General features: G+C 37.9%; 21 protein-coding genes. 11 read left to right on the forward strand and 10 right to left on the reverse strand.

The features are described from left to right. The first annotated feature begins 314 nt into the window (after positions 1 to 314). The gene (locus tag ACFIMU_RS01495) at positions 315 to 938 is read left to right on the forward strand and encodes a BA14K family protein (protein WP_375696756.1); all 624 of its coding nucleotides are present in this window, start codon (positions 315 to 317) and stop codon (positions 936 to 938) included. A gap of 68 nt (positions 939 to 1006) precedes the next feature. Here ACFIMU_RS01495 and ACFIMU_RS01500 read toward each other — a convergent pair whose 3' ends face one another. Then, on the reverse strand, positions 1007 to 1657 hold the full coding sequence (locus ACFIMU_RS01500) for an MBL fold metallo-hydrolase (protein ID WP_375606477.1): 651 nt from the start codon (positions 1655 to 1657) through the stop codon (positions 1007 to 1009). A gap of 144 nt (positions 1658 to 1801) precedes the next feature. Here ACFIMU_RS01500 and ACFIMU_RS01505 point away from each other — a divergent pair, with 144 nt between their 5' ends. Both ACFIMU_RS01505 and ACFIMU_RS01510 read left to right on the forward strand, forming a co-directional pair. Beyond that, positions 1802 to 2506 carry a response regulator gene (locus tag ACFIMU_RS01505; RefSeq protein WP_375606339.1) on the forward strand — a complete coding sequence of 235 codons (705 nt, stop codon included), beginning with the start codon at positions 1802 to 1804 and terminating at the stop codon, positions 2504 to 2506. An 8-nt stretch (positions 2507 to 2514) separates the two neighbouring features. Continuing rightward, positions 2515 to 3855 carry an ATP-binding protein gene (locus tag ACFIMU_RS01510; protein ID WP_375606340.1) on the forward strand — a complete coding sequence of 447 codons (1341 nt, stop codon included), beginning with the start codon at positions 2515 to 2517 and terminating at the stop codon, positions 3853 to 3855. Positions 3856 to 3900: 45 nt separating this feature from the next. Here ACFIMU_RS01510 and ACFIMU_RS01515 read toward each other — a convergent pair whose 3' ends face one another. Both ACFIMU_RS01515 and ACFIMU_RS01520 read right to left on the reverse strand, forming a co-directional pair. Further along, positions 3901 to 4401, reverse strand: a complete 501-nt coding sequence (locus ACFIMU_RS01515; protein ID WP_273724125.1) for a YbjN domain-containing protein — start codon at positions 4399 to 4401, stop codon at positions 3901 to 3903. Between the two features lie 403 nt (positions 4402 to 4804). Next, the gene (locus tag ACFIMU_RS01520; protein ID WP_375606341.1) at positions 4805 to 5050 is read right to left on the reverse strand and encodes an accessory factor UbiK family protein; all 246 of its coding nucleotides are present in this window, start codon (positions 5048 to 5050) and stop codon (positions 4805 to 4807) included. 306 nt (positions 5051 to 5356) lie between these two features. On the opposite strand from ACFIMU_RS01520, the gene lgt reads away from it, so the two are divergent. The 4 genes from lgt to ACFIMU_RS01540 all read left to right on the forward strand — a co-directional run bounded on the left by lgt (position 5357) and on the right by ACFIMU_RS01540 (position 9590). Beyond that, positions 5357 to 6235, forward strand: coding sequence for a prolipoprotein diacylglyceryl transferase (gene lgt, locus ACFIMU_RS01525; RefSeq protein ID WP_375606342.1), 879 nt, complete (start codon positions 5357 to 5359; stop codon positions 6233 to 6235). Then, the gene (locus ACFIMU_RS01530; protein ID WP_375606343.1) at positions 6210 to 7289 is read left to right on the forward strand and encodes a class I SAM-dependent methyltransferase; all 1080 of its coding nucleotides are present in this window, start codon (positions 6210 to 6212) and stop codon (positions 7287 to 7289) included. Before lgt ends, ACFIMU_RS01530 begins: the two co-directional genes overlap by 26 nt. Before the next feature lie 102 nt (positions 7290 to 7391). Next, complete coding sequence (pgeF, locus tag ACFIMU_RS01535) at positions 7392 to 8183, forward strand: peptidoglycan editing factor PgeF (protein ID WP_375606344.1); 792 nt, start codon at positions 7392 to 7394, stop codon at positions 8181 to 8183. Between the two features lie 474 nt (positions 8184 to 8657). Continuing rightward, the gene (locus ACFIMU_RS01540; RefSeq protein ID WP_375606345.1) at positions 8658 to 9590 is read left to right on the forward strand and encodes a ribose-phosphate pyrophosphokinase; all 933 of its coding nucleotides are present in this window, start codon (positions 8658 to 8660) and stop codon (positions 9588 to 9590) included. Here the strand turns inward: ACFIMU_RS01540 and ACFIMU_RS01545 are convergent. Continuing rightward, on the reverse strand, positions 9587 to 11086 hold the full coding sequence (locus ACFIMU_RS01545; RefSeq protein WP_375606346.1) for a helicase HerA domain-containing protein: 1500 nt from the start codon (positions 11084 to 11086) through the stop codon (positions 9587 to 9589). The two genes, ACFIMU_RS01540 and ACFIMU_RS01545, sit on opposite strands and share 4 nt — an antisense overlap. A 287-nt stretch (positions 11087 to 11373) precedes the next feature. On the opposite strand from ACFIMU_RS01545, the gene ACFIMU_RS01550 reads away from it, so the two are divergent. Together ACFIMU_RS01550 and pth are read left to right on the forward strand one after the other, a co-directional pair. Then, entirely contained in the window at positions 11374 to 12003 is a 630-nt protein-coding gene (locus ACFIMU_RS01550; protein ID WP_375610123.1) for a 50S ribosomal protein L25/general stress protein Ctc, read from the forward strand. Between the two features lie 76 nt (positions 12004 to 12079). Further along, complete coding sequence (gene pth / locus ACFIMU_RS01555) at positions 12080 to 12655, forward strand: aminoacyl-tRNA hydrolase (RefSeq protein ID WP_375606348.1); 576 nt, start codon at positions 12080 to 12082, stop codon at positions 12653 to 12655. A 416-nt stretch (positions 12656 to 13071) separates the two neighbouring features. On the opposite strand, the gene ACFIMU_RS01560 is transcribed toward pth, so the two are convergent. Beyond that, on the reverse strand, positions 13072 to 13815 hold the full coding sequence (locus tag ACFIMU_RS01560) for a L,D-transpeptidase (protein ID WP_375606349.1): 744 nt from the start codon (positions 13813 to 13815) through the stop codon (positions 13072 to 13074). 265 nt (positions 13816 to 14080) lie between these two features. On the opposite strand from ACFIMU_RS01560, the gene ychF reads away from it, so the two are divergent. Further along, positions 14081 to 15184, forward strand: a complete 1104-nt coding sequence (gene ychF, locus ACFIMU_RS01565) for a redox-regulated ATPase YchF (protein WP_375606350.1) — start codon at positions 14081 to 14083, stop codon at positions 15182 to 15184. Positions 15185 to 15339: 155 nt separating this feature from the next. Here the strand turns inward: ychF and ACFIMU_RS01570 are convergent, their stop codons facing one another. The 4 genes from ACFIMU_RS01570 to petA all read right to left on the reverse strand — a co-directional run bounded on the left by ACFIMU_RS01570 (position 15340) and on the right by petA (position 18583). Beyond that, positions 15340 to 15780, reverse strand: a complete 441-nt coding sequence (locus ACFIMU_RS01570; protein WP_375606351.1) for a PRC-barrel domain-containing protein — start codon at positions 15778 to 15780, stop codon at positions 15340 to 15342. A 103-nt stretch (positions 15781 to 15883) separates the two neighbouring features. Next, positions 15884 to 16780 carry a cytochrome c1 gene (locus tag ACFIMU_RS01575; protein WP_375614404.1) on the reverse strand — a complete coding sequence of 299 codons (897 nt, stop codon included), beginning with the start codon at positions 16778 to 16780 and terminating at the stop codon, positions 15884 to 15886. Further along, positions 16774 to 18030, reverse strand: coding sequence for a cytochrome bc complex cytochrome b subunit (locus ACFIMU_RS01580; RefSeq protein ID WP_375606353.1), 1257 nt, complete (start codon positions 18028 to 18030; stop codon positions 16774 to 16776). Before ACFIMU_RS01580 ends, ACFIMU_RS01575 begins: the two co-directional genes overlap by 7 nt. A gap of 4 nt (positions 18031 to 18034) precedes the next feature. Then, the gene (gene petA, locus ACFIMU_RS01585; RefSeq protein WP_375614405.1) at positions 18035 to 18583 is read right to left on the reverse strand and encodes a ubiquinol-cytochrome c reductase iron-sulfur subunit; all 549 of its coding nucleotides are present in this window, start codon (positions 18581 to 18583) and stop codon (positions 18035 to 18037) included. A 739-nt stretch (positions 18584 to 19322) separates the two neighbouring features. Between petA and ACFIMU_RS01590 the strand changes: the two genes are divergently transcribed. Then, the gene (locus ACFIMU_RS01590; protein WP_375606355.1) at positions 19323 to 19799 is read left to right on the forward strand and encodes a tRNA (cytidine(34)-2'-O)-methyltransferase; all 477 of its coding nucleotides are present in this window, start codon (positions 19323 to 19325) and stop codon (positions 19797 to 19799) included. Positions 19800 to 20284: 485 nt separating this feature from the next. Here the strand turns inward: ACFIMU_RS01590 and ACFIMU_RS01595 are convergent, their stop codons facing one another. Further along, a complete protein-coding gene (locus tag ACFIMU_RS01595) occupies positions 20285 to 21538 on the reverse strand; it encodes a CCA tRNA nucleotidyltransferase (RefSeq protein WP_375610117.1) in 1254 nt (417 codons plus the stop codon). Positions 21539 to 21754 lie beyond the last annotated feature (216 nt).

Consider the following 21754-nt stretch of genomic DNA (forward strand, 5'->3'; position numbering starts at 1 on the left):
CGATAACTTTTATTCATACACCTATTGTTCAATTCATATTGTATCAAGCAATAAAAAAGTACTCATCAATAAATAATTTATAACCAATAGTAAAAAATCTGGTGCTCTAAATACAAGCTGCTTAATTAAGCTTAAGAAGAGTACATTAATTGAAATCAAAATTCTGTCATGATTTTATTTTATTGTATTGATAATAGTTTTAACTAAATGAATTTTTATTTTTTTGTCACAATAAAGTCCAAAATTGTTCAGTCTCTATTCAGTTTGAAACGTGTAGGATGTGAAAAATACGAATTGACACAAGGAGCATCATTATGAAAAAAGTGATCAGGTTAGCGGTATTATCAGCAATGTCTACTGTAACCGTTTTGATGCCATTAGATCCAACGCTTGCGGATATGGCATGGTATCATAGTTATGATATGAGAAGGGAGGCTGGTTTACCGTCTCACAATTTTAGCTCCCATTTTTCTCATAGTGAACATCACTCTTTTGATAATCCCCACAAGCGTCATTATGTTAGCCATAAATGGGGAGCACAACAACACCATCATGTTGAACACAAGACATATCATTATGTCGAGCGCAAAAAGACAAAACACAGTAGTATTAATATAAATAACTCAGGAGAAGCTTTAGCAATGGGCATTCTTGCTCTTGCAGCAGGTGCACTTCTCGGCAAAATTTTTAAAAAAACAGAACAGCCACAAGTTGTTTATCAAACCGCACCACAGCATCAAATTGTATATCAACAGGTTCCACAAGAACAGATAATTTATGAAGCTCCGCAAACGGTGGAATATGAGCCAGTACAACAATCATTAGAATCTGATTGGCTTAACTATTGCAAGAAAAAATACCGTTCCTTCAACCCTAAAACAGGAACTTTCCGAGACCGTAAAGGCGTCGAACACCTTTGTTATGCCCCAATAAATTAACTTCTGTTCTGCCCTACTAAAAAGTTTTAAATGGCAAAAAAACGCTTCAAAGCGTTTTTTTTGTTTGCTCATATATTAAAATCTTGAAGAAAAGGATTATTTTGGCGCTCATAGCCTATGCTACTTTTGGGACCATGCCCACAGATGAAACGAACATCGTTGCCTAAAGGTAAAACTTTTTCTCTAAGAGATTGCATCAATTTTTCATGGGAACAGAAGGGGAAGTCCGTACGTCCAATAGAGCCACGAAAAAGAACATCACCCAAGAGGGCTAAGCGCTCTTTTTCATTGAAATAAATAACATGACCAGGAGAATGCCCTGGTGTATGAAAAACCTTAAACACATGTCCAGCAAAATGAACGCACTCACCATCTTCTAACCATCGATCAGGAATACAAATGCAAGCATCAGTGATGCCATAATTTTTTGCGCTTTCGCTCACGGCATCCATCACAGGCTTATCATCGCGATGTGAACCGATAATTTTTACATTAAGCGCTTCTTTCACTTGCATTGCTGCTCCTACATGATCAAAATGACCATGTGTTATCCAAATAGCCTCAACGATAACACCATTCTTTTCGATTACGTCTTGAATCCGCGGCCAATCACCACCAGGATCAACGAGAACCCCCGTTTTACATTCACTATCAAAAAGCAAAGTGCAATTTTGTTGGAATGTCGTAACTGGAATAATATGTATATTAAGACTACCCATCATATCCTTTTCAAAAATAACTTTTTTCAATTTATAAATAAAACTTTCTCTCCTTTAAGGTAAAGGTGCTGCTCGACAGCTTTATACAACTTATGTAAACTTGCACTTTGTGTAAACTAAATTTTTATCAAGGTTTTTTTAAGAATGAGCAATCACGTTCAAGTTTTGTGTGACGATGCCCCTCACCTTCTTGTGATTGATGACGATACGCGTATTCGCAATCTTTTATTTCAGTTTCTCATTAAAAATGGATTTCGTGTTTCAGTTTCAGCCAATGCGAATGAAGCAAGACGACTGTTAGCAAGTTTAGATTTTGATCTTCTTATTGTTGATGTCATGATGCCTGGCGAAAACGGTATTGATCTCACTCATTCACTCCGTCAAACAAAAGATGTCCCTATCTTCATGTTAACAGCTTTATCAGAAATAGACAATCGTATCCGTGGATTAGAAGCAGGGGCAGATGATTATCTGGCTAAGCCGTTTGACCCTCGTGAACTTCTCCTTCGCATCAACGCCATTTTACGACGTGGTTTTCCCCTTAGCCAACCTAAAATTGAGCAAATCATTTTTGGTCCTTATATATTTTCAATTTCACGGCGCGAACTCAAAAAAAGAGGAGAAATTATTAAATTAACCGATAAAGAACAAGAAATGATGATCATTTTTGCCGAAAATGCAGGCGATACAATTCCGCGCCATAAATTCGCGACCGATGACAGCAATATAAGTGAACGTGCCATTGATGTACAAATCAACCGCCTTCGCCGTAAGATCGAAAAAAATCCAGCACTTCCTATATGGCTCCAAACTGTGCGAGGAATAGGGTATAAACTCTCAATTGAATAGGCACAAGAATGTTCAAACCTTTAAGATTTTTTTTTCGATGGCTAACGAAAAAAATGCCTAAACGGCTTTATGCTCGTTCTTTGATCATTATTATTGCTCCCATGGTGCTTCTGCAAACGGTTATTGCTTACGTCTTTATGGAACGTCATTGGCAAATGGTAACCGAGCGTCTTTCAACTGCTGTCGTGCATGATATTTCAGCCATTATTGATATTATTGAAACATATCCACAACAAGATAACTATGAAGATATCAAGCGTATTGCACAACAACGTATGGGATTAAACATTTCTATTCTCTCTCCTGCCCCCTTACCCCCACCGGGACCTAAGCCATTTTTTGCAATTCTTGATTATTTTTTAAGCGAAGAAATTACCCGACAAATTAACCGTCCCTTCTGGATCGATACCGTAGGAGATTCTGATCTTGTTGAAATCCGTATCCACCTTGGTCACAACATCTTGCGTGTCTTCGCTCCACGCAGCCAAGCCTATGCTTCCAATACCTCTATTTTTTTAAGCTGGATGGTAGGAACAGCTCTTGTTTTATTGTTGATAGCAATTTATTTCTTACGCAACCAAATAAAACCAATTCAACAACTCGCTGAAGCGGCTGAAAGCTTTGGGCGAGGTCGTCCCTTACCAAAAGGATTTCAACCACTAGGAGCTGATGAAGTCCGTCGTGCAGGCATCGCTTTTTTACGTATGCGAGAACGTATTGAACGCCAAATAGAACAACGCACCATGATGCTCTCAGGAGTAAGTCATGATTTAAGAACCATTCTTACACGTTTTAAACTTCAGTTAGCATTAGCAAATACTGGCTTTGATATTAAACCGCTTGAGCAAGATGTAAGTGATATGCAAAATATGTTAGAAGATTATCTTGCCTTTGCCCGTGGAGAAGGAAGTGAAAGTGTCAAGACTTTTGATTTAAATGCTCTTATGCAAAAATTCTCCACCGATGCTCATCTTCACAAACGTCAATTTTCTTACACTATTGAAGGTCCTACAGAAATACAAGTACGTCCACGTGCTTTCACACGCTTGGTCAGCAATCTTGTATCAAATGCATTTTGTTACGGCACAACCGTTAAACTAACAGCTAACTCTCAACAAGAATCTTTTATATTGATAATCGATGATAATGGACCTGGAATTCATGAAAATATGCGCACAGAAGTTTTTAAGCCATTCTTTCGACTTGATAAAGCGCGAAATCAAGATGCAAGTGGAACAGGACTTGGTCTTTCTATTGCTCAAGACATAGCACGCAGCCATGGTGGCAATATACAATTAGACGAGAGCCCACTCGGGGGATTGCGCGCTATTCTTGATATCCCCCTATGAGCAATATTTCAGCAAACCGTCTGTAAAAATAACAAACTTGATGTTTTAGGCATTCCCTACAGTTTCAAACAAAGTGTACTGCAGTGCCTTGTAAGCACTTTCTCCCGATAAAGCAACCATCTGAAATGCAACATAATGGCTTTCACAGGCTTTAAGTGCATGTATCAATAATGTTTCAACCTGTATATGAGATGGATGCATCCCACCAGCCAAAAGAAGACCTTGTCGATAAATAACTGAATTATTCCTTTGCCAGTAATCAAAATGTCCCAACAACAATTTTTCATTAATTGCTAGCAATAAGCGCTGTATTTCAGCTGTTCGAGCATTTTTAATAGAAAGATCAAACGAACAAGCTAAATGAAGTGCTTCATGCTCTTCCATCCATGAAAAAGCAAGACGATAGTTTGCGCGTTTTCCTTCCACACAAACGCTAATTTCATCTTGTGCATCTCGCTCAAACGACCAATCATATTCACAGGCAATCTGTTCGATAAAGTCAACAGGGTGCTCTTTTCTTTCTGTGGCGCAAAATGCAAGCCTCATCACAATCCTCAATCATCTTAAAACATTGTCAACAGAATATAAACCGCTTAAATTGTAACAATATTTGCTACAATCAAACCTCTTACACCAAACAAATACACATTAAAAACATCAACAAAACACAAACACCTAGAACACAATCGCGCTCTTTAGGGAAACCTGATAATCATGAAACGAATCATCAAGTTTTTTCAGTGTATTGATACAATTTGATAGCGCCAGCCCCCCTGATTCAAAAAAATGTATTTTTACCCAAAAAAAATCAAAAATAAACAAATGCTCCGCTCTAACAGACTCAAGATTAAGCATTTTTTAGTTTCACGCATCATATTGAAAAATTGGGGATATTTTTTTGAAGATTCTTTTTTTTAAACTATTTTACTTTTTTGTGCCTGCGTTTTTTTTAATCATCTTTTTTTAAATCATCAAGGCGTCTTTTCAAATCAGCATTATCAGTATGGATTTTCAGCACCATCTCCTTAAAAGTCTCAAACTCTTCGCGAGAAACAAGATCAAGTTTGTTTGCTATCTTTTCAGCCTGCACACGAAAAGCTGTTCCAGCTTCACGTCGTATGCCTTGCGCAACGTCAGCAGCATCTGTTGCTAATTTTGCTAATTCATCAAGAATACGATTTGATCCATTACGCATAACCTTTTTCCTTAAATTTTAATTATTGACACACGCATTATAGCGTATTCTCATAACATTTAGATACTGTAATTTGTTCCTTTTACTCTATATTTTACATACTGTGCAGATTTTTCATAATGATTTTGTTTCAGATTTTTTAATATTCCTTTTATCACCATATTTTTTTACCGTAATAAATCAGTGGAAATCTCCCCCCCTTTCTGACTAGCCTTCCTACTGACTTGACCATTGTGTATTCATCTGTCATTTCTGACCATCAGAGTCACTTCATATTCATCTCGTATAATGTAAGATGCTTAACTCATGAACAATTTGTCTTGTCCAGCCATTGCTTTTCCGTCTTTTCTTGATCCTGTCATTATCCATCTAGGTCCCATAGCACTTCATTGGTATGGACTTGGTTACGTACTGGGTATTCTTTTTGCTTGGTGGTATGCGCAAAAATTATTAAAAAAAACATCTCTATGGTATAGAAACTATCCTCCTATGGATAAAGAAAAGATCGGAGATTTTGTTGTCTGGTCTGCCATAAGTGTTGTTGTCGGAGGGCGTTTAGGACAAGTTCTTGTATGGGATCCCATTTACTATTTTAACCATCCAAGTGCTATTATTGCCGTATGGGATGGGGGAATGTCCTTTCATGGCGGACTTATTGGTATTATCATTGCTATGATCTGGTTTGCCCGTAAAAATCATATTAACATACGAGCCATGTTTGATATCATTGCTGCAGGTGCTCCTATTGGTATCGGCGTTGTACGAATCTGCAACTTCATCAACCAAGAATTATGGGGCAATATTACTACACGTCCTTGGGCTGTTTGTTTTCCTCTCGATCCTTACTATTTACCGCGCCATCCAAGCCAGCTTTACGAAGCATTTATGGAAGGATTTCTTCTCTTCATCATCCTGTGTCTTCTTATTTTTGGGTTCAAAGCATTAAAACGTCCCGGTACTGTATCAGGAACATTTATTATAGGCTACGCAGTAACACGCAGCATTTCTGAAGTTTACCGTGCGCCTCAAGAAGATCCAGAATGGTTTTCGACTCTTTTCCATTCTACTGGTTTTACCTATGGCATGGCTTTATCTCTTCCCATGCTTCTTGTAGGGTTTTATCTTCTTCTCCACGCCTTTAAATATAAACCGACAGAAAATGGCCAATCTCAAAGAAAAAATTAAAGAAATTATTGTCCTTAATGGACCAATCACTGTTAGCCAATATATGACGTTGGCACTTACAGATCCTCAATTTGGTTATTATCAAACACAAACACCTTTCGGACGTGCTGGTGATTTCATTACAGCACCTGAAATAAGCCAATTATTTGGAGAAATGATTGGCATTTGGACTCTTGCGAGCTGGAAAGCTCAAGGGTGTCCTCACCCTTTTATTCTCGCTGAAATAGGTCCAGGACGAGGAACTTTGATGGATGACATTTTGCGAACCATCCAAAAGCTCTCTCAAACGGCATTTAATGCTGCTGAAATTTTTCTGATCGAAATAAGCCAAAAACTCGCAAAAGAACAAAAAAAGCGCCTTTGCTCTTATCAAAAACAAATCCATAGCATTGAAAATTTTAATCAAATTCCTTCAAAACCTCTCTTCCTCATTGCTAATGAATTTCTCGATACACTCCCTATCAACCAATATATTAAAGTCAATGGAAAATGGAAAGAGCGCCGCATTACAGTCAATCAAAATGGAGATTTTATCTTTATTGCTGCCCCGCATAAACTTCCCTCTTCTTGTCTACAAACCTATTGTTCTAAAGTGCCTGACGGAACAATTTTTGAACATGCCCCCTTACGGCATCAATTCATGCAACAAATCAGCCACCATTTAGTGCAAGTGACAGGTTCTGCTTTACTTATCGACTATGGTGCTTGTGAGCTTGCCTTTGGCGATACCTTGCAAGCACTCTCAAAACATAGATTTCGTGATGTTTTTGATGCCCCTGGTGAACATGATTTAACATCCCATGTTGATTTTTCTTTTTTAAAAAACATAGCTCTTGAACAGGGCTGTTTTGCTGAAATCTTAGAGCAAGGAGAGTTTCTTTTTAAAATGGGGCTACTGGAGCGCGCAAAACAGCTTGGAGTTGGCAAAAGTGCTCCTTTGCAAGACAAAATCCGCCAAGACATTGAACGGCTCGCTGGTCCAGATCAGATGGGAAAATTATTTAAAGTTTTACATTTCAGTGATAAAAATATCTCCATACCTCCCCAATTTTAATGATCGGCGCTTTTGTCAATCAACACATCATTATCTGAAATATTCATTGACAAATATGAACATCTCCATCCTCACTTTAAATAATCTCCATAAGGAACTTTTATGAAATCTATCCCTCATCCCATTCTTGCAAAAAATCTTTCTACTTTACACACCCATGGAATAAAACATGGATTTTTTACACGTCAAGGTGGTTTTTCAAAAAATCTTTATCATAGTCTTAATGTTGGGAAAGGTTCAAATGATCAACCTGAACATATCGTACAGAATCGTCTTTTGATCGCCAATTATTTTTCTATTGAAGCGCAAAATTTAGTCACAGTTAATCAAATACACTCCTGTAACGTTGTCGTAGCTCATCAAGCAACTATCGGTGCACCTCCTCAAGCTGATGCTCTGGTTACGACTACCCCAGAACTCGTTATTGGAGTTCTTACAGCAGATTGCGGACCCATTCTGTTTGCTGATCCACAAGCTGGAGTCATCGCTGCAACTCATGCTGGCTGGCGTGGAAGCTTAAATGGAATTATCGAGAAAACAATTGCTGTTATGGAAAAACAAGGAGCCAAAAGACAATCAATAACAGCAGTCCTTGGACCTTGTATTGGCCCTTATCACTATGAAGTAACAAACGAATTTTACGACCAGTTTATTGATTACCACAGCAAATACCAAAAATATTTTTTAAAAACAGACAAAATAAATCGCTTTTATTTTAATCTATGGGCATTTATTATAAATCAACTCAAAGAAGCAGGTGTTAATGCTTCTTGTGTAGAGCTTTGTACCTATCAAGATGAACAGCGTTTTTTCTCCTATCGCCGTGCAATACACCGCAACGAACCCGATTACGGACGGCAAATTTCTGCTATTATGCTGAAAAATAAAAGATGAGCCCCTTTTATGCTTGAGAACAATACCAAAACTGCAAAACTAAACTTTTTACCCAAATATAAAAATAAATCCCATTATACTTTGCTTTTTTCACGAAATTATCTACCAGCCCATAAAATATGATAGCCTTCGCTATGATCATTTTCAATGTTTGGTTATAATGATTGAAGGCAAGATAATACTTCTTTTTATTACTCCCTTTCATTCATCTTAAATATGAAACATTCCCCATATTGAAAGTATTTTTATAAAGTAATAACCAAAAAGCTTAATCAATATGTTTTTCTTTGCCGCATGGAGAAAAAACTTTGCTCTAAAAGTAACAAACTTTTGGAAAAAGAGAAAACATACTGCATAGCTCTTTAATAATAATCAATAAAATTGTAATGGTTTTGTAATTGTTTTCTTGCAATTTAATAAAAAGAAATTAAAAACCGTGTCGCATTCCTACCATGATGATTCAGAGGTTCTACTATGAAACTTTTCTGCGGAAATTCTAATCCACGCCTAGCTGAAGATGTTGCAAATTATTTGAACATCCCCTTAGGCAAAGCAACTGTAAAGCGCTTTGCTGATCAAGAAATTTTCGTAGAACTGCATGAAAATGTACGTGGACAAGATGTTTTTGTTTTGCAATCTACATCCTATCCCGCAAATGATCATTTGATGGAATTACTCATCATGATTGATGCCCTTCGTCGTTCTTCTGCGCGTCGTATTACAGCTGTTATCCCCTATTTTGGCTATGCACGCCAAGATAGAAAACCAGGACCACGAACTCCTATTTCTGCAAAACTTGTTGCCAACCTCATTACTGAAGCAGGGGCCCATCGTGTTTTAACATTGGACCTTCATGCAGGACAAATTCAAGGTTTTTTTGATATCCCTACAGATAATCTCTATGCTGTTCCTGTCATTTCTCGCGATGTCAAAGTGCATTATTCTCTTGAAAATGTTATCGTTGTTTCACCTGATGTGGGTGGTGTGGTGCGCGCGCGCGCACTCGCCAAGCGCTTGAACAGTTTGCTCGCTATTGTGGATAAACGTCGCGAAAGCCCCGGTGAATCAGAAGTTATGAATATCATTGGAGATGTATCGGGAAAAGATTGCCTTTTGCTTGATGATATTGTTGATTCAGGTGGAACTTTATGCAATGCAGCAAGTGCTCTGCTTAAACATGGTGCCAATAGTGTCACAGCTTATATCACGCACGGTGTTCTTTCTGGTAATGCAATCGAGCGAATTGCCAATTCAGAGATGAAAGAATTGGTTATTACAGATTCAATCATGCCAACACAAGCTATTGAGAAAACCCATAATATTCGTGTTTTGCCCATTGCCGACCTTATGGGAGAAGCAATAGCAAGGACAGCAGCAGAACAATCCGTTTCAAGCTTATTTGGTTAAAGTGGTTCCTTGGGATCTCCTGGTGCTGTTTCAACACCAAGATCAGGAAATGCAACAATGCGTTGGCCACTAAAATGCGTATGAATAACAATGAGACCGCGTTCTTCAAAGTAGGTTAAAAGCCGACGGACGCGGCTTAAAGAATGAGTCCCATAAAGACGTGCTAAAAATGCATCGGATGGACAAGGCTTTCCGCCCAATGCGGCTTGAGCCACGTTCAAGAAGACTCCTTGAACATCTTCTTCCAAACTTTCTGATATCTGCAAAATATGTTTCCAATGTTCACTGACAGCCGTTTGTTCATCAACAAAAGCCTGAGCAATAGCCAATTTACGCCGAAATTGTGAAAGATTAAAAGGAACCTTTGACATACCATGGATACGGCAACGAACTGAAAAATCTTGATAAAGCACCGCTGTTGAACGATAAAAAGCCTCAGAATCCTCAAGAATTTCCCGAATAATATGTTCTGCTTGGCCGTCACGCTCAACATCAGAAAGTTCAGGAAATAAACTCAAGTTTTCTTCCAACAGCTCTTGTTTTTTATGTACTACCTCCTCTAACATCTCGTGCATTGATTTTTCCCTCATCGGCTCTCGTGTTTGTTTAAATGGCGTTAAAATTTCCTCTGGTGAAGCAGTAAAAACGAGCTCTTGCACATCATCCCGCTCTGTTGGAAGTGGCATTAATTTAGGACTAGAAGAGCGTGCCAAAGTTTCAACAGAACCGATAATGATTGGTAAGGGACGTCGTGATAAAGCGGGACCTAAAGCGATAAAATTTCCCCGCTCAAGATCTCTAAACATTTCTGCTTGACGACGCTCCATTCCCAAAAGATCAGCAGCGCGCACCATATCAATATCTAAAAAAGTCCGCCCTATTAAAAAGTTTGAAGCTTCAGCAGCAACATTTTTGGCCAGCTTAGCCAAACGTTGTGTCGCAATAACACCAGCAAGACCACGTTTGCGCCCCCGACACATAAGATTAGTCATAGCACTCAGTGAAATTTTACGTGCTTCATCAGAAACTTCTCCTGCAGCAGTTGGAGCAAACAATTGTGCTTCATCAACAACGACAAGCATAGGATACCAATAATCACGTTCCACATCAAACAGTGCCCCAAGGAAAGCACCCACAGCACGCATCTGTTGTTCAGTATCCAAACCTTCAAGATTAAATACTACAGAAACCCGATGTTGTCGAATGCGATGCGCAATACGCGTCAATTCTAGTTCGCTCCGTTGAGCCTCTACAATAACATGACCAAATTTGTCTGCCAAAGTTACAAAATCACCTTCTGGATCAATCACACAATGCTGTACCCACTGAGCACTTTGTTCTAGAAGACGGCGTAAAAGATGTGATTTACCTGAACCAGAATTACCTTGAACAAGAAGACGTGTTGCCAATAACTCTTCCAAATCAAGAAGTGCTGGCATCGATTTATGCAAAGCACGACTCTCTGATATCTCACCCAAGGCAATCTCAACCTTCATAACATCTCCAGTGTTTGATTTTGAACATATCAGCGCATATTGGTTGATTCTCCATCCTGTACCATAATGTGTAACATTTCCTCTTTTTTAACGATAGAAATCATCGATTTTTCCCACAACTCTTGCATCTATGAATAGTTTGAATTATAGAACAGACTTCTGCGTAGACACCCTTGGAGGCAACGCAGAATGGAGCAATCGCTGCTTATCAGCGCATATCTTCATATCCATGCAAAAACTGTTATTGTTTTTGAAGGATCTCCAATCATGTAAAAAGGACTTAAATTATGAGCAAAAGCTACACTCTTAAGGCCGAAAAACGCGAGCGGGTTGGTAAGGGGTCCTCCCGTGAACTTCGCCGCAACGGTCTTATTCCTGCTGTCATTTATGGTGAAAAACAACCTCCTTTGGCAATAACAGTTCCCTATAAAGAAATTTTCTATAAAATTCACGCTGGTGGCTTTCGTACCACCATTGCAACGATTATTCTTGACAAGCAAAAAATTATGGTTTTGCCAAAAGATTATCAATTAGATCCCGTGCGTGACTTTCCCCTCCATGTAGATTTCTTACGCATTTCAGCAAAATCCGTTGTAGAAGTGAATATTCCTGTCCACTTCCTCAATGAAGATACGGCCCCTGGACTTAAAAAGGGTGGTGTCCTCAATATTGTTCGGCACGAAATTGAATGTACAGCTCCAGCAAGTGCTATTCCTGAAGCTATTGAAATTGATCTCTCCAGCTACTCTATTGGTGATTCTATTCACATTTCAGCAGTGCAACTGCCAAAAGATGTGACTCCCATCATCCAAGATCGAGACTTTACCATTGCAACCATTGCAGCTCCTGCTGGCATGGATGTCAGCGATGAAACCTCTGAACAAGAAAATGATGAAGAAGACACGGAAACTTCATAAAACTCAAAAGGCGGAAATTTTTTCCGCCTTAATTTATGAGACATTACCCTTACTCATACTTTGACTGAAAATACACATGTGGCTTATTGCTGGTCTTGGCAATCCTGGTTTACAATATCAAAATAACCGCCATAATATCGGTTTTATGGCTGTTGATGCCATTTATCAGTCCTTCTCTTTTTCTCCATGGTCGAAAAAGTTTCAAGCAGAAATCTCCAATGGTTTCATAGATAATGAGAAAATTTTTCTTATAAAACCGCAAACTTTTATGAATTGCTCGGGTCAAGCTATCGGTGAAGCTTTGCGATTTTATAAATTAGATTTGAAGAATTTGATCATCATTTATGATGAGTTAGACCTGCCTCCGGGAAGAGTCCGTGTAAAAATTGGTGGAGGAAATAATGGACATAATGGTATTAAATCTATTGATACCCATTGTGGTACTAATTATTGCCGTATACGCATAGGAATTGGTCATCCTGGAAGCAAAGAACTTGTTCATCAGCATGTCCTAGGAAATTTTACCAAATCTGATCAAGAATGGCTTCCCCCTCTCTTAGAGGCAATCGCAAAAAATATCGCTCTCCTTATAAAAGATGACAAATCCCTCTTTATGAATGAAGTTTCACAAACAATAAAAAATAAGAACTGACCCTAACAGCTTATTTCTCTCATCAATAAAAAAACAACTTTTCTCTATAAAATCTATACATATAACTTATTGATTTATAAGAATTAATTGTTTTATATTCTTGAATAGAAATGCCAAATATCACAAGATTTATTTTAAATCTATTAATAATGAAACCATAAAAACCATTGGCTTACACCTCACAAGTTGGAGGACATATGGATAAAAACTTTTGAAAAAAGAAAGAAAAATGCCTCTTATAAATTTCCTCAAAGGCAAAACCTGTTGGGAAAATATGAAAGCTAGCAAATAGAACAATGATATTTGTACATATCTTTTGAAACAGAGAAGAGGTCTATACTCTTTTTTTGGAGGAAGAGAAGATTGAACAGCAAACCAAAATACCCAAACGGCTCTCTCCAATCTTCTCCCCTAAATTAAAAAAAATCATTTGGCTGAATGGTCGATTGTAGCGGATCGTAACCATTTGATTGTTGACTATAAACTGTAGGAATACTCCTATTGTTTTGCAATACCACAACACGCGAACCAACGGGAACACGATCATAAAGATCGATAATATCTTGATTAAGCAAACGGATACACCCACTTGAAATAGCACGCCCAATTGACCACGATTCGTGTGAGCCATGAATACGGAAAAGTGTATCTTTCCCATTTTTGAACAAATAAAGTGCCCGCGCACCTAATGGATTATCGGGCCCTGGTGGCATTCCTTTCCCAAGATGACCATAACGTTCTGGTTCTCGAGCCATCATAGCTGCAGTAGGAGCCCAATTTGGCCACCGACGCTTGCGCTGTATAACCCCCTCACCTTCAAATGCTAGGCCTTCTTTACCGACACCAATCCCATAACGCAAAGCTTTTCCATTTTCACCAATAAGGTAAAGAAAACACTCTTGCGTATCTATAACCAATGTTCCAGGCGCATAAGATGTATAATAAATCACCTCTTGTCGCCAATATTTTGGATCAATTGTCGCAAGATCAACAGCAGGTAACGAATAGGCCTCATTCGTTACAGGACCATACAAAGCCTGTATTTCTGGTGGAATGTATCGAACTTGTTGAAAAGGTACCGATGACATATCTGACTGACGTGTAGCACATCCAGCCAAAGCCAAAAGTGCTGCAATTAAAAAGGCACAACGAGATAACACTCTTCTATTTTCTCCGATTAATTATTTATGCAGATTTGCATACCATGAAAAACTTAGCACACTATTAACATTAATTCGAAGTTTTCTTATCCTTGTAACTAAGGAGAGCATTAAGATAAGAAGAACTAAGGTAAAAAAGTAGATACCTACTACTTTAGACTTTTTTCTCACTTATCGCAAGACAAGGACTATAACTCTTCTGAAAATATGCTATAAAAAGGAAGCTTTATCTTAACCATAAAATCAGTAGAAAAGAAAGACTCTCATGGGCTTTAAATGCGGTATTGTCGGATTACCTAATGTCGGGAAATCAACTCTTTTTAATGCATTAACAAAAACAGCCACTGCACAGGCTGCCAATTATCCTTTTTGTACTATTGAACCCAATACCGGTGAAGTTGCTGTTCCAGATTTACGAATGGAAAAAATTGCATCAATTGCTGGTTCAAAAGAAACGATTCCTACACGCATTAACTTCGTGGATATTGCGGGGTTGGTACGAGGAGCCTCAAAAGGCGAAGGTTTAGGGAATAAATTTTTAGCCAATATTCGTGAAGTCGATGCCATTGTCCACGTTTTACGCTGTTTTCAAAACGAAGATATTACCCACGTAGAAGGACGTATTGATCCTGTTAGTGATGCAACAACGGTTGAAACCGAACTTATGCTTGCAGATCTTGAAAGTCTTGAGAGAAGAATCGTACAAATCCGTAAACGAGCAACTGGAAAAGATAAAGAAGCCCTTACAATTCTACCCATTATGGAAAAAGCATTAAACATACTGCAACAGGGAAACCCTGTCCGCTTATTACTCAAAGATATCTCTTCTGATGAAAAGAACATTCTTAAAAGTTTAAATCTTTTAACCTCCAAACCTGTACTTTATGTTTGCAACGTAAGCGAAAATGACGCCGCTCATGGCAATAGTTTTACCCAAACAGTTGAAAAAATGGCAACAGAGCAAAATGCGCAAAGTATTATCATTTCGGCTTCTATCGAAGCGGAAATCACGCAACTGAGTGATGCTGAAGCCTCAGAATATCTCAATGCTCTAGGACTCTTTGAACCAAGTTTAAATCGCCTTATTCGCGCTGGTTATCATTTACTTGATCTCATTACTTACTTCACCTGTGGGCCTAAGGAAACGCGAGCATGGACAATTGCGCGTGGTACCAAAGCTCCCCAAGCAGCTGGCGTTATTCACTCAGATTTTGAGCGCGGCTTCATTCGTGCACAAACCATCAGCTACAATGACTATATTGCTCTGGGTGGAGAAAGCGGTGCAAAAGAAGCAGGAAAAGCCCGCGATGAAGGAAAAGAATACATTGTGCAAGATGGCGATATCATGTTATTTAAACATAATACTTAAATCTTCACTCTATCTTAATAGTTTATCTTGAAAATTTTGTATTAAGTTCATGAGAGCTTACCGCAAAAGTTCCTAAAGGTCTCCTGAACAAAAAACAGGTGCTACCATTATTGTGACAGCAACTGTTTTATCCATTCAAGAATGGAAATATAAAATTAGCGCGTCCAACGCCCTTCGTATTTAAATGTTGGAGCGTCCTTTAAAGAATCTTTTGTCGCATTTGTAATAAGTTTCCACTTACCATAATCATTTGTCATCTGGATTGTTTCTGGAGAAACGACCACATAACTCTCCCCTATACCAAGGAAACCACCAACTGCAACAACAAATCCCGCAATATTATTTTCACGTAAAATAATATCTTTTACTTCACCAATATTTTCATCTTCTATATTATATACCTTAGCACCTATAAGGCTAGAAGCAACAAAATCCGTTGCTAAAGGTGTTACATAACGCACAGAATTATTTATCCCTACCTGTACAATACCTGTCGAAGAAATCATTTCAGGTTTAGAAGGTCCTTCAAAAGACTGCGCATAAGTACTAGAAATCATCAAAATTGACATAAGAGTAGTACATGAAATTTTTTTCATTTTAACATCTCCGTTTTTACTTTGCTTTTACTTTATAAAACCTCAATGCATTATAAACAGATTTGTTCCTTATGCTTTTTATACTCTTTCAAAACCAGTCGCCTTATCCTTTTTTCTTTATTTCGTCTTTTGTTTCTTTCTCAAACTCTTCTTCTAAACTACGCCAAATACGACCTTTTAAAATATAAACAAGCCCTGCAAAAATGATTAAAAATAAAATAACACGAAAACCGGTTTTTTTACGAATTTCCATATGAGGATCAGCAGACCACATCAAAAAAGCAGAAACATCACGAGCGTAATGTTCAACGGTTTCTGGGGTTCCATCTTCATAAGCAACTACACCATCACTCAAAGGAGGTGCCATAGTTAAAAAATTACTGGCAATAAAATAAGGATTATACCAATAACCATCAGCAACTTTTACTTTCTTCGGCGCTTCCTGATATCCTGTTAAAAGAGCTGTAATATAATCTGGACCAGCCGTATCATAATGAGTCAAAACATCCGTAATTAAAGCAGGAAAAGGCAAAGATACACCACGTGCACGTGCCATCAATGACAAATCTGGAGGATAAGCACCATTCAAAACCTGTCTTGCTTCTTCTTCATACGCAAAGGGAGAAGGAAAATAATCCGTTGCAACCCCAGCACGTTTAAAAAATTTTCCTTCTCGATTAGGACCATCACGCACTTCATACTGCCCCGCCAAAACTTTAATCTGTTCTTGATCATACCCAAGAGCTTTTAAATTGCGAAAAGCCACATATTTTAGCCCATGGCAGCTGGAACAAACTTGTTTATAAACCTTTAATCCGCGCCTCAATTGCGCCTTATCGTAGAACCCAAATGGACCTGAAAAACTCCATTCTTGTTTTTTAGGAACCTGTAAAGGAAAAGAAATAAATCCCTCTTCCTGATCAGAGGCATCACCCGCTAAACTCTGAGCAGAAAAACTCATAGCAACAATAACAACCAGCCCGAAAAAAACATTTACCATAGTCTCTTTTTTTTCTGTTTTAAATCTTGCATAATTGAAGAAGGAAGAGAATAATTTTTTTCAAACGCTGGCAAAATCGGCAAAATAACCAAAAAAAATATAAAATAATAAACCGTAGCCAATTGTGTCCATAAAAGAATTTTGTCACTTATTTCTCTTGACCCCAACCAACCAAGAAAAACGACATCAATAACCAACGCCCAAAAGAAAATTTTATAAACAGGTCGATATCTTGCTGAACATATTTTAGAGCGGTCTAACCATGGCACAAAAATTAAAATGCAAATCGAACTGACGAATAAAACAAAGCCAACAAAGTTTGAAGAGAAAATACCAATATCAAAAGTTATAGCACGAAGCATCGCATAAAAAGGCAAAAAATACCATTCTGGAACCACACGAAGAGGTGCCTTTAAAGGATCTGCCACACTATAATTTTCAACCTGCCCCATATAATCGGGCATATAAAACAAAAACCAGGCAAAGAAGATGAGAAAAACAGTAATAGCAAAAATATCTTTGATCAGTGCATAAGGCGAAAATGGAACCGTTTCCTTATCTGACTGTATAGCAAGACCCGTTGGATTTCCTTGCCCAACACAATGAATTGCCCAAATATGAAGCCCCACAAAAAGAAGCAAAACAAATGATAAAACATAATGGAAAACATAAAAACGATTCAACGTTGGTTGTCCTACGACATAACCACCAAGAAGTGTCTCATGCAACCAAGACCCCACTAAAGGAATCGTTTTGAAAAGCCCTGCAATCACTGAAGCAGCTGAAATAGACATCATCCCCCAAACAAGCACATAACCAAAAAACGCTATTGCCATCATGATGATATAAATAAAAATACCTGTAACCCATACCATTTCTCGCATATTTTTATAAGAACCATAATAAAGTCCACGTGCCAAATGGATATAAACAGCAATAAAAAAAAACGAAGAGCCTACACAATGCCATGGACGAAAAAGCCAACCAAACTGCCCTTCACGCCGAAATCGTTCACTAGTTTCAAAAGCCAAATGAATATCCGGAACATAATGCATAGCCAAGACAATACCTGTCAATAGCTGTGATAAAAGCATAATGGTTAAAATACCGCCAAATGTGTAAAAGTAATTAAGATTACGCGGAACAGGAAAAATCACAAATGCATTATAAAAAAAACGAGGAAGAGGAAAACGCTTATCAAACCAACGAGCAAGTGCATTTTTAGGACAATAAGGAGAAAACCTTGTCATAACCTTATCCTATTTTGAGCAAAGTATCAGAAAGAAATTGGTAAGGAGGAATAGCCAAATTATAGTTAGCTGGACCCGAACGCACTCTTCCAGCTGTATCATAAACAGACCCATGACAGGGACACAACCATCCTCCAAATTTACCCGATTGCCCAAGTGTTACACAGCCTAGATGCGTACAAAGATTAATAACAATAAGCCAATTTTCACGTCCTTTACCTGCTGAACGCGCAAAATCTGTTGCTTCCTTTTCACCTTCAAGATTAGGATTGCGCGCTTGACGATCTTTTAGAAGTCTCAATTCAGTAGCGCGCGCATCAGCAATTTCTTTTGCCGTACGATTTCGAATAACAACAGGCTGTCCTCGCCACTTTACCGTTATCGACATCCCCTCTTCAATACCAGAAAGATCAACCTCAACAGAGGAAGATGCCAAAACAGCTTCATCTGGACACAACTGACGGATAAAAGGCCACATAACCGCTCCCATTCCAACTGCTCCTGCAACAGCTGTTACCAAAAACAGAAAATCCCGCCTCGTTTGCTCACCCATGGCCTTAACTTAAAGAGACACTTTGCTAAAGCATCCTTTCTACCATACCCTCTCCCATTGTACAATGCTTGATCACTCAGTTACCTCAATCATAAAAACATCCCCGTAAAAACTCCTGCCATTTGTATGGTTTATACAAAAAACTGTTTTATAATGATAATTCATCATTTTACAGAGTGAATGAAATCCTGAAACACCGTAAGGTTTTTTCATTTCCAACCTATTCATATTAATCAATCAAAATTACTCCCCCGCCCGTGAAAATCAGAGATAGCATGTAAATAAACACTTCTAAAGAAAGATAGTCTTATTATGACCATATCTCAGTAAACAAGTTGAGCTTATCGGTTATTTCTTTAACACATTTACAGCATCTCTCCCTCTCTCAATTCCAACTGGTTGTATGAGTATTTTTTTCGCTTCTTTTTTTGCATAAGCTTCTGTTTTTGCATAAAAAGCATATTTTGTTGATTTTAATTAAAATGGATGATCTAACCTCATTAAATATCCCACTTTTCAACATAATGAGCCAATCCATTCATGGATCGCTCAATAAAATGAAGTCCCGAATAGGGAGCTTCTCTCTTATCCCAAACAGATCTGTATACATAACTTTTTCCCTGAAATTTAAAGGGAATAAAAATTAACCGTAAAAAACATGTATTTCTCAAAGCATATTTTTCGAATAAATTGTGGTATTTCTTTACAAAGTCGAAAGAAAAATCATATTACAGAGAACATGACACTTCATATAGCTCTTTTCCAACCTGATATTGCTGGTAATACTGGAACGATTTTACGTCTTAGCGCTTGCTTTGGTTTACATGTGCACATTATTGAACCTGCAGGCTTTAATCTGTCGGATCGTAATCTCAAACGCGCAGGATTGGATTATCTCGAATATGCTTCCTTAGAACGACACATTGATTGGCAACATTTTATAAGCTCCATGAAACACTTTAACCGCCGCCTGTTGCTTTTAAGTACAAAAGCAAAAACATGCTATACGCAGATATGCTATCAAAGAAATGATGTTTTACTTTTTGGTCGGGAATCAGCTGGAGTTCCCGATTATGTTCATGAAACGGCCGATTACACACTGAAAATTCCCATGCAACCACAGGCACGCTCTCTCAATCTCGCCATGAGCGTGGCTATAACAACAGGAGAAGCATTGCGCCAAATTGGTTATTATGAAAGAAAATGTATTTTATAAAAATATAAATTATCACGAAAAACAATAATACAACATATAAAGAACAGTTAGAGCGTATAATGCCTATCATTTTCAAACAATTAAGTGCTTGTAAAATAAACATTTATTAGTGCCCATCACATCCATTTCATATCACCTCATATCACCACCTATGAATGATTAAATACTCCTCATAGTAAAAATCCAGTGAACATCCCCCTCTTTATGGTCATACAAGGTGCAAACCGCTATCACTATTCTCTTTATTCGTTCTCATTTTCGAGAATCCTTATCTTTGAGATGGTTTATAAGAGACATTTTCCCCCTCTGTAATCATTTTTCCTCACTTGTGACGTGTAAGGCAATAATTTTGATTGATGTAATATGAACAGGTTTGAAATAACCTTACAATATTGTGGACTCTTCTTTCACATGAATAGTGATTATTATAAATTAATATGTTGACTTAAAAAATATAAAAAACAGTGGGTTTATAAACAGAAATATTATAAATCAATTTTTTCTAATAGTGCATGACGATCCATTAAAAATCCGCTTTCAATCCATATCATTTCTAGCTCTTTAAGCTTTTTTCCTAAAAGTATACCTTTCGTAAAACCTTTTTTTATTAAATCGTTACCATTAATAGGAAAAGTTGGAATTTGCCATTTTTTGGCAAGTTGATAAAGCTTAATATAACCCTCTGCTTTTTGCAAAGCATCACTTTTTTCCAGATGATCAAGATGTGATGCAGCGACAGACAACGATAATTGATCTAAAACTGGCTGTCGTCCATGAAAATAAATCAGTTTTTGCACAAAATGATCAGAACAGTTTTGGTTTATTATTTCTAACTCTGCCCATTCTTTTAATCGCGTTGTTTCCTTAAGAGAAAAACGCAAGCGCTGTGCCATTTCATGAAGACGCATGGGATCAGGAGGAAGAAGGCTTTCTAGCCGTAACAATGGATCAACTTTCCAACCAAGAGCCTGTTCTGTCTTCACCAATGCGTGAATTGCATCAATACCCCATCGTTCTGTTTCAGGGAAAATGAGTGCCAAAATTCTGCTTTGTCGCATCCATAAAAGAGCACGCGTTGGATCAAACGCCGCAAGAAGCTTTTTCATTTCTGCCCAAATACGTTCAGAAGAAAGTTTTTTTAAACCGTGTTTTAAACGAACACATGCCTTCAATCCTTGCACATCAGGTCGCCCTGCTCCATACCACGCAAAAAAGCGAAAAAACCGTAAAATACGCAAATAATCTTCGCCAATACGATCTTCTGCAACCCCAATAAAACGAACTGTTCGGCTAGCAATATCACTCAAACCTCCCACATCATCATAAAGGTTGCCAGCAGCATCACAATAAAGCGCATTTATCGTAAAATCTCGCCGTTCAGCATCTTTTTTCCAATCACGACCAAATGCCACTTTTGCATGACGACCATCCGTTTCAATATCGCAGCGAAGCGTTGTAACCTCATAAGAACATGAATGAGCAACTACTGTTATTGTACCAAACGCAATCCCTGTAGGAATAGCTTTAAATCCTGCTGCTTCTACACGTGCGATAATCTGTTGCGGCAAGCAGGTTGTGGCAATATCAATATCACTAATAGGCTGCCCTAGCAGTTGATTGCGTACTGCTCCCCCTACAATACGCGCCTCTTCCCCCTCCACAGACAAAACACGAAGAAGTGTTTGGATATCGCTTTGTTGTAACCACGCAACCTGTTTGAAGTTCTGTCTTATATTCACCCTTTAACCTTTCAAAAAAGTTGTCTTCATTGCTTTAAAAAACTCTCTTCATAAAACAATTTTTTTAAGACATCCCTTATAAAGCACGTCTATTCTTCCAAAGAAACTTTTCTCTTCTATATGAATATGAAAAAAAACGGCATATGATACTTCATTTCTTCTCATTTTCTGTTACAAACAATAAGATATCCATTATCATGCAGAGAAAATTACCAT

The organism is Bartonella sp. AC70YNML, from assembly GCF_042196545.1.
In the GTDB taxonomy this organism is placed as follows: domain Bacteria; phylum Pseudomonadota; class Alphaproteobacteria; order Rhizobiales; family Rhizobiaceae; genus Bartonella.

What these genes read in the sequence shown, in the direction of transcription:
- ACFIMU_RS01505 (WP_375606339.1), top strand. Translation starts at nt 1,802, where the DNA reads ATGAGCAATCACGTTCAAGTTTTGTGTGACGATGCCCCTCACCTTCTT.
- ACFIMU_RS01520 (WP_375606341.1), bottom strand. Translation starts at nt 5,050, where the DNA reads ATGCGTAATGGATCAAATCGTATTCTTGATGAATTAGCAAAATTAGCA.
- ACFIMU_RS01515 (WP_273724125.1), bottom strand. Translation starts at nt 4,401, where the DNA reads ATGAGGCTTGCATTTTGCGCCACAGAAAGAAAAGAGCACCCTGTTGAC.
- ACFIMU_RS01530 (WP_375606343.1), top strand. Translation starts at nt 6,210, where the DNA reads ATGGCCAATCTCAAAGAAAAAATTAAAGAAATTATTGTCCTTAATGGA.
- pth (WP_375606348.1), top strand. Translation starts at nt 12,080, where the DNA reads ATGTGGCTTATTGCTGGTCTTGGCAATCCTGGTTTACAATATCAAAAT.
- ACFIMU_RS01570 (WP_375606351.1), bottom strand. Translation starts at nt 15,780, where the DNA reads ATGAAAAAAATTTCATGTACTACTCTTATGTCAATTTTGATGATTTCT.
- ACFIMU_RS01500 (WP_375606477.1), bottom strand. Translation starts at nt 1,657, where the DNA reads ATGGGTAGTCTTAATATACATATTATTCCAGTTACGACATTCCAACAA.
- petA (WP_375614405.1), bottom strand. Translation starts at nt 18,583, where the DNA reads ATGGGTGAGCAAACGAGGCGGGATTTTCTGTTTTTGGTAACAGCTGTT.
- ACFIMU_RS01510 (WP_375606340.1), top strand. Translation starts at nt 2,515, where the DNA reads ATGTTCAAACCTTTAAGATTTTTTTTTCGATGGCTAACGAAAAAAATG.
- ACFIMU_RS01545 (WP_375606346.1), bottom strand. Translation starts at nt 11,086, where the DNA reads ATGAAGGTTGAGATTGCCTTGGGTGAGATATCAGAGAGTCGTGCTTTG.
- ACFIMU_RS01580 (WP_375606353.1), bottom strand. Translation starts at nt 18,030, where the DNA reads ATGACAAGGTTTTCTCCTTATTGTCCTAAAAATGCACTTGCTCGTTGG.
- ACFIMU_RS01540 (WP_375606345.1), top strand. Translation starts at nt 8,658, where the DNA reads ATGAAACTTTTCTGCGGAAATTCTAATCCACGCCTAGCTGAAGATGTT.
- pgeF (WP_375606344.1), top strand. Translation starts at nt 7,392, where the DNA reads ATGAAATCTATCCCTCATCCCATTCTTGCAAAAAATCTTTCTACTTTA.
- ACFIMU_RS01550 (WP_375610123.1), top strand. Translation starts at nt 11,374, where the DNA reads ATGAGCAAAAGCTACACTCTTAAGGCCGAAAAACGCGAGCGGGTTGGT.
- ychF (WP_375606350.1), top strand. Translation starts at nt 14,081, where the DNA reads ATGGGCTTTAAATGCGGTATTGTCGGATTACCTAATGTCGGGAAATCA.
- ACFIMU_RS01495 (WP_375696756.1), top strand. Translation starts at nt 315, where the DNA reads ATGAAAAAAGTGATCAGGTTAGCGGTATTATCAGCAATGTCTACTGTA.
- lgt (WP_375606342.1), top strand. Translation starts at nt 5,357, where the DNA reads ATGAACAATTTGTCTTGTCCAGCCATTGCTTTTCCGTCTTTTCTTGAT.
- ACFIMU_RS01590 (WP_375606355.1), top strand. Translation starts at nt 19,323, where the DNA reads ATGACACTTCATATAGCTCTTTTCCAACCTGATATTGCTGGTAATACT.
- ACFIMU_RS01575 (WP_375614404.1), bottom strand. Translation starts at nt 16,780, where the DNA reads ATGGTAAATGTTTTTTTCGGGCTGGTTGTTATTGTTGCTATGAGTTTT.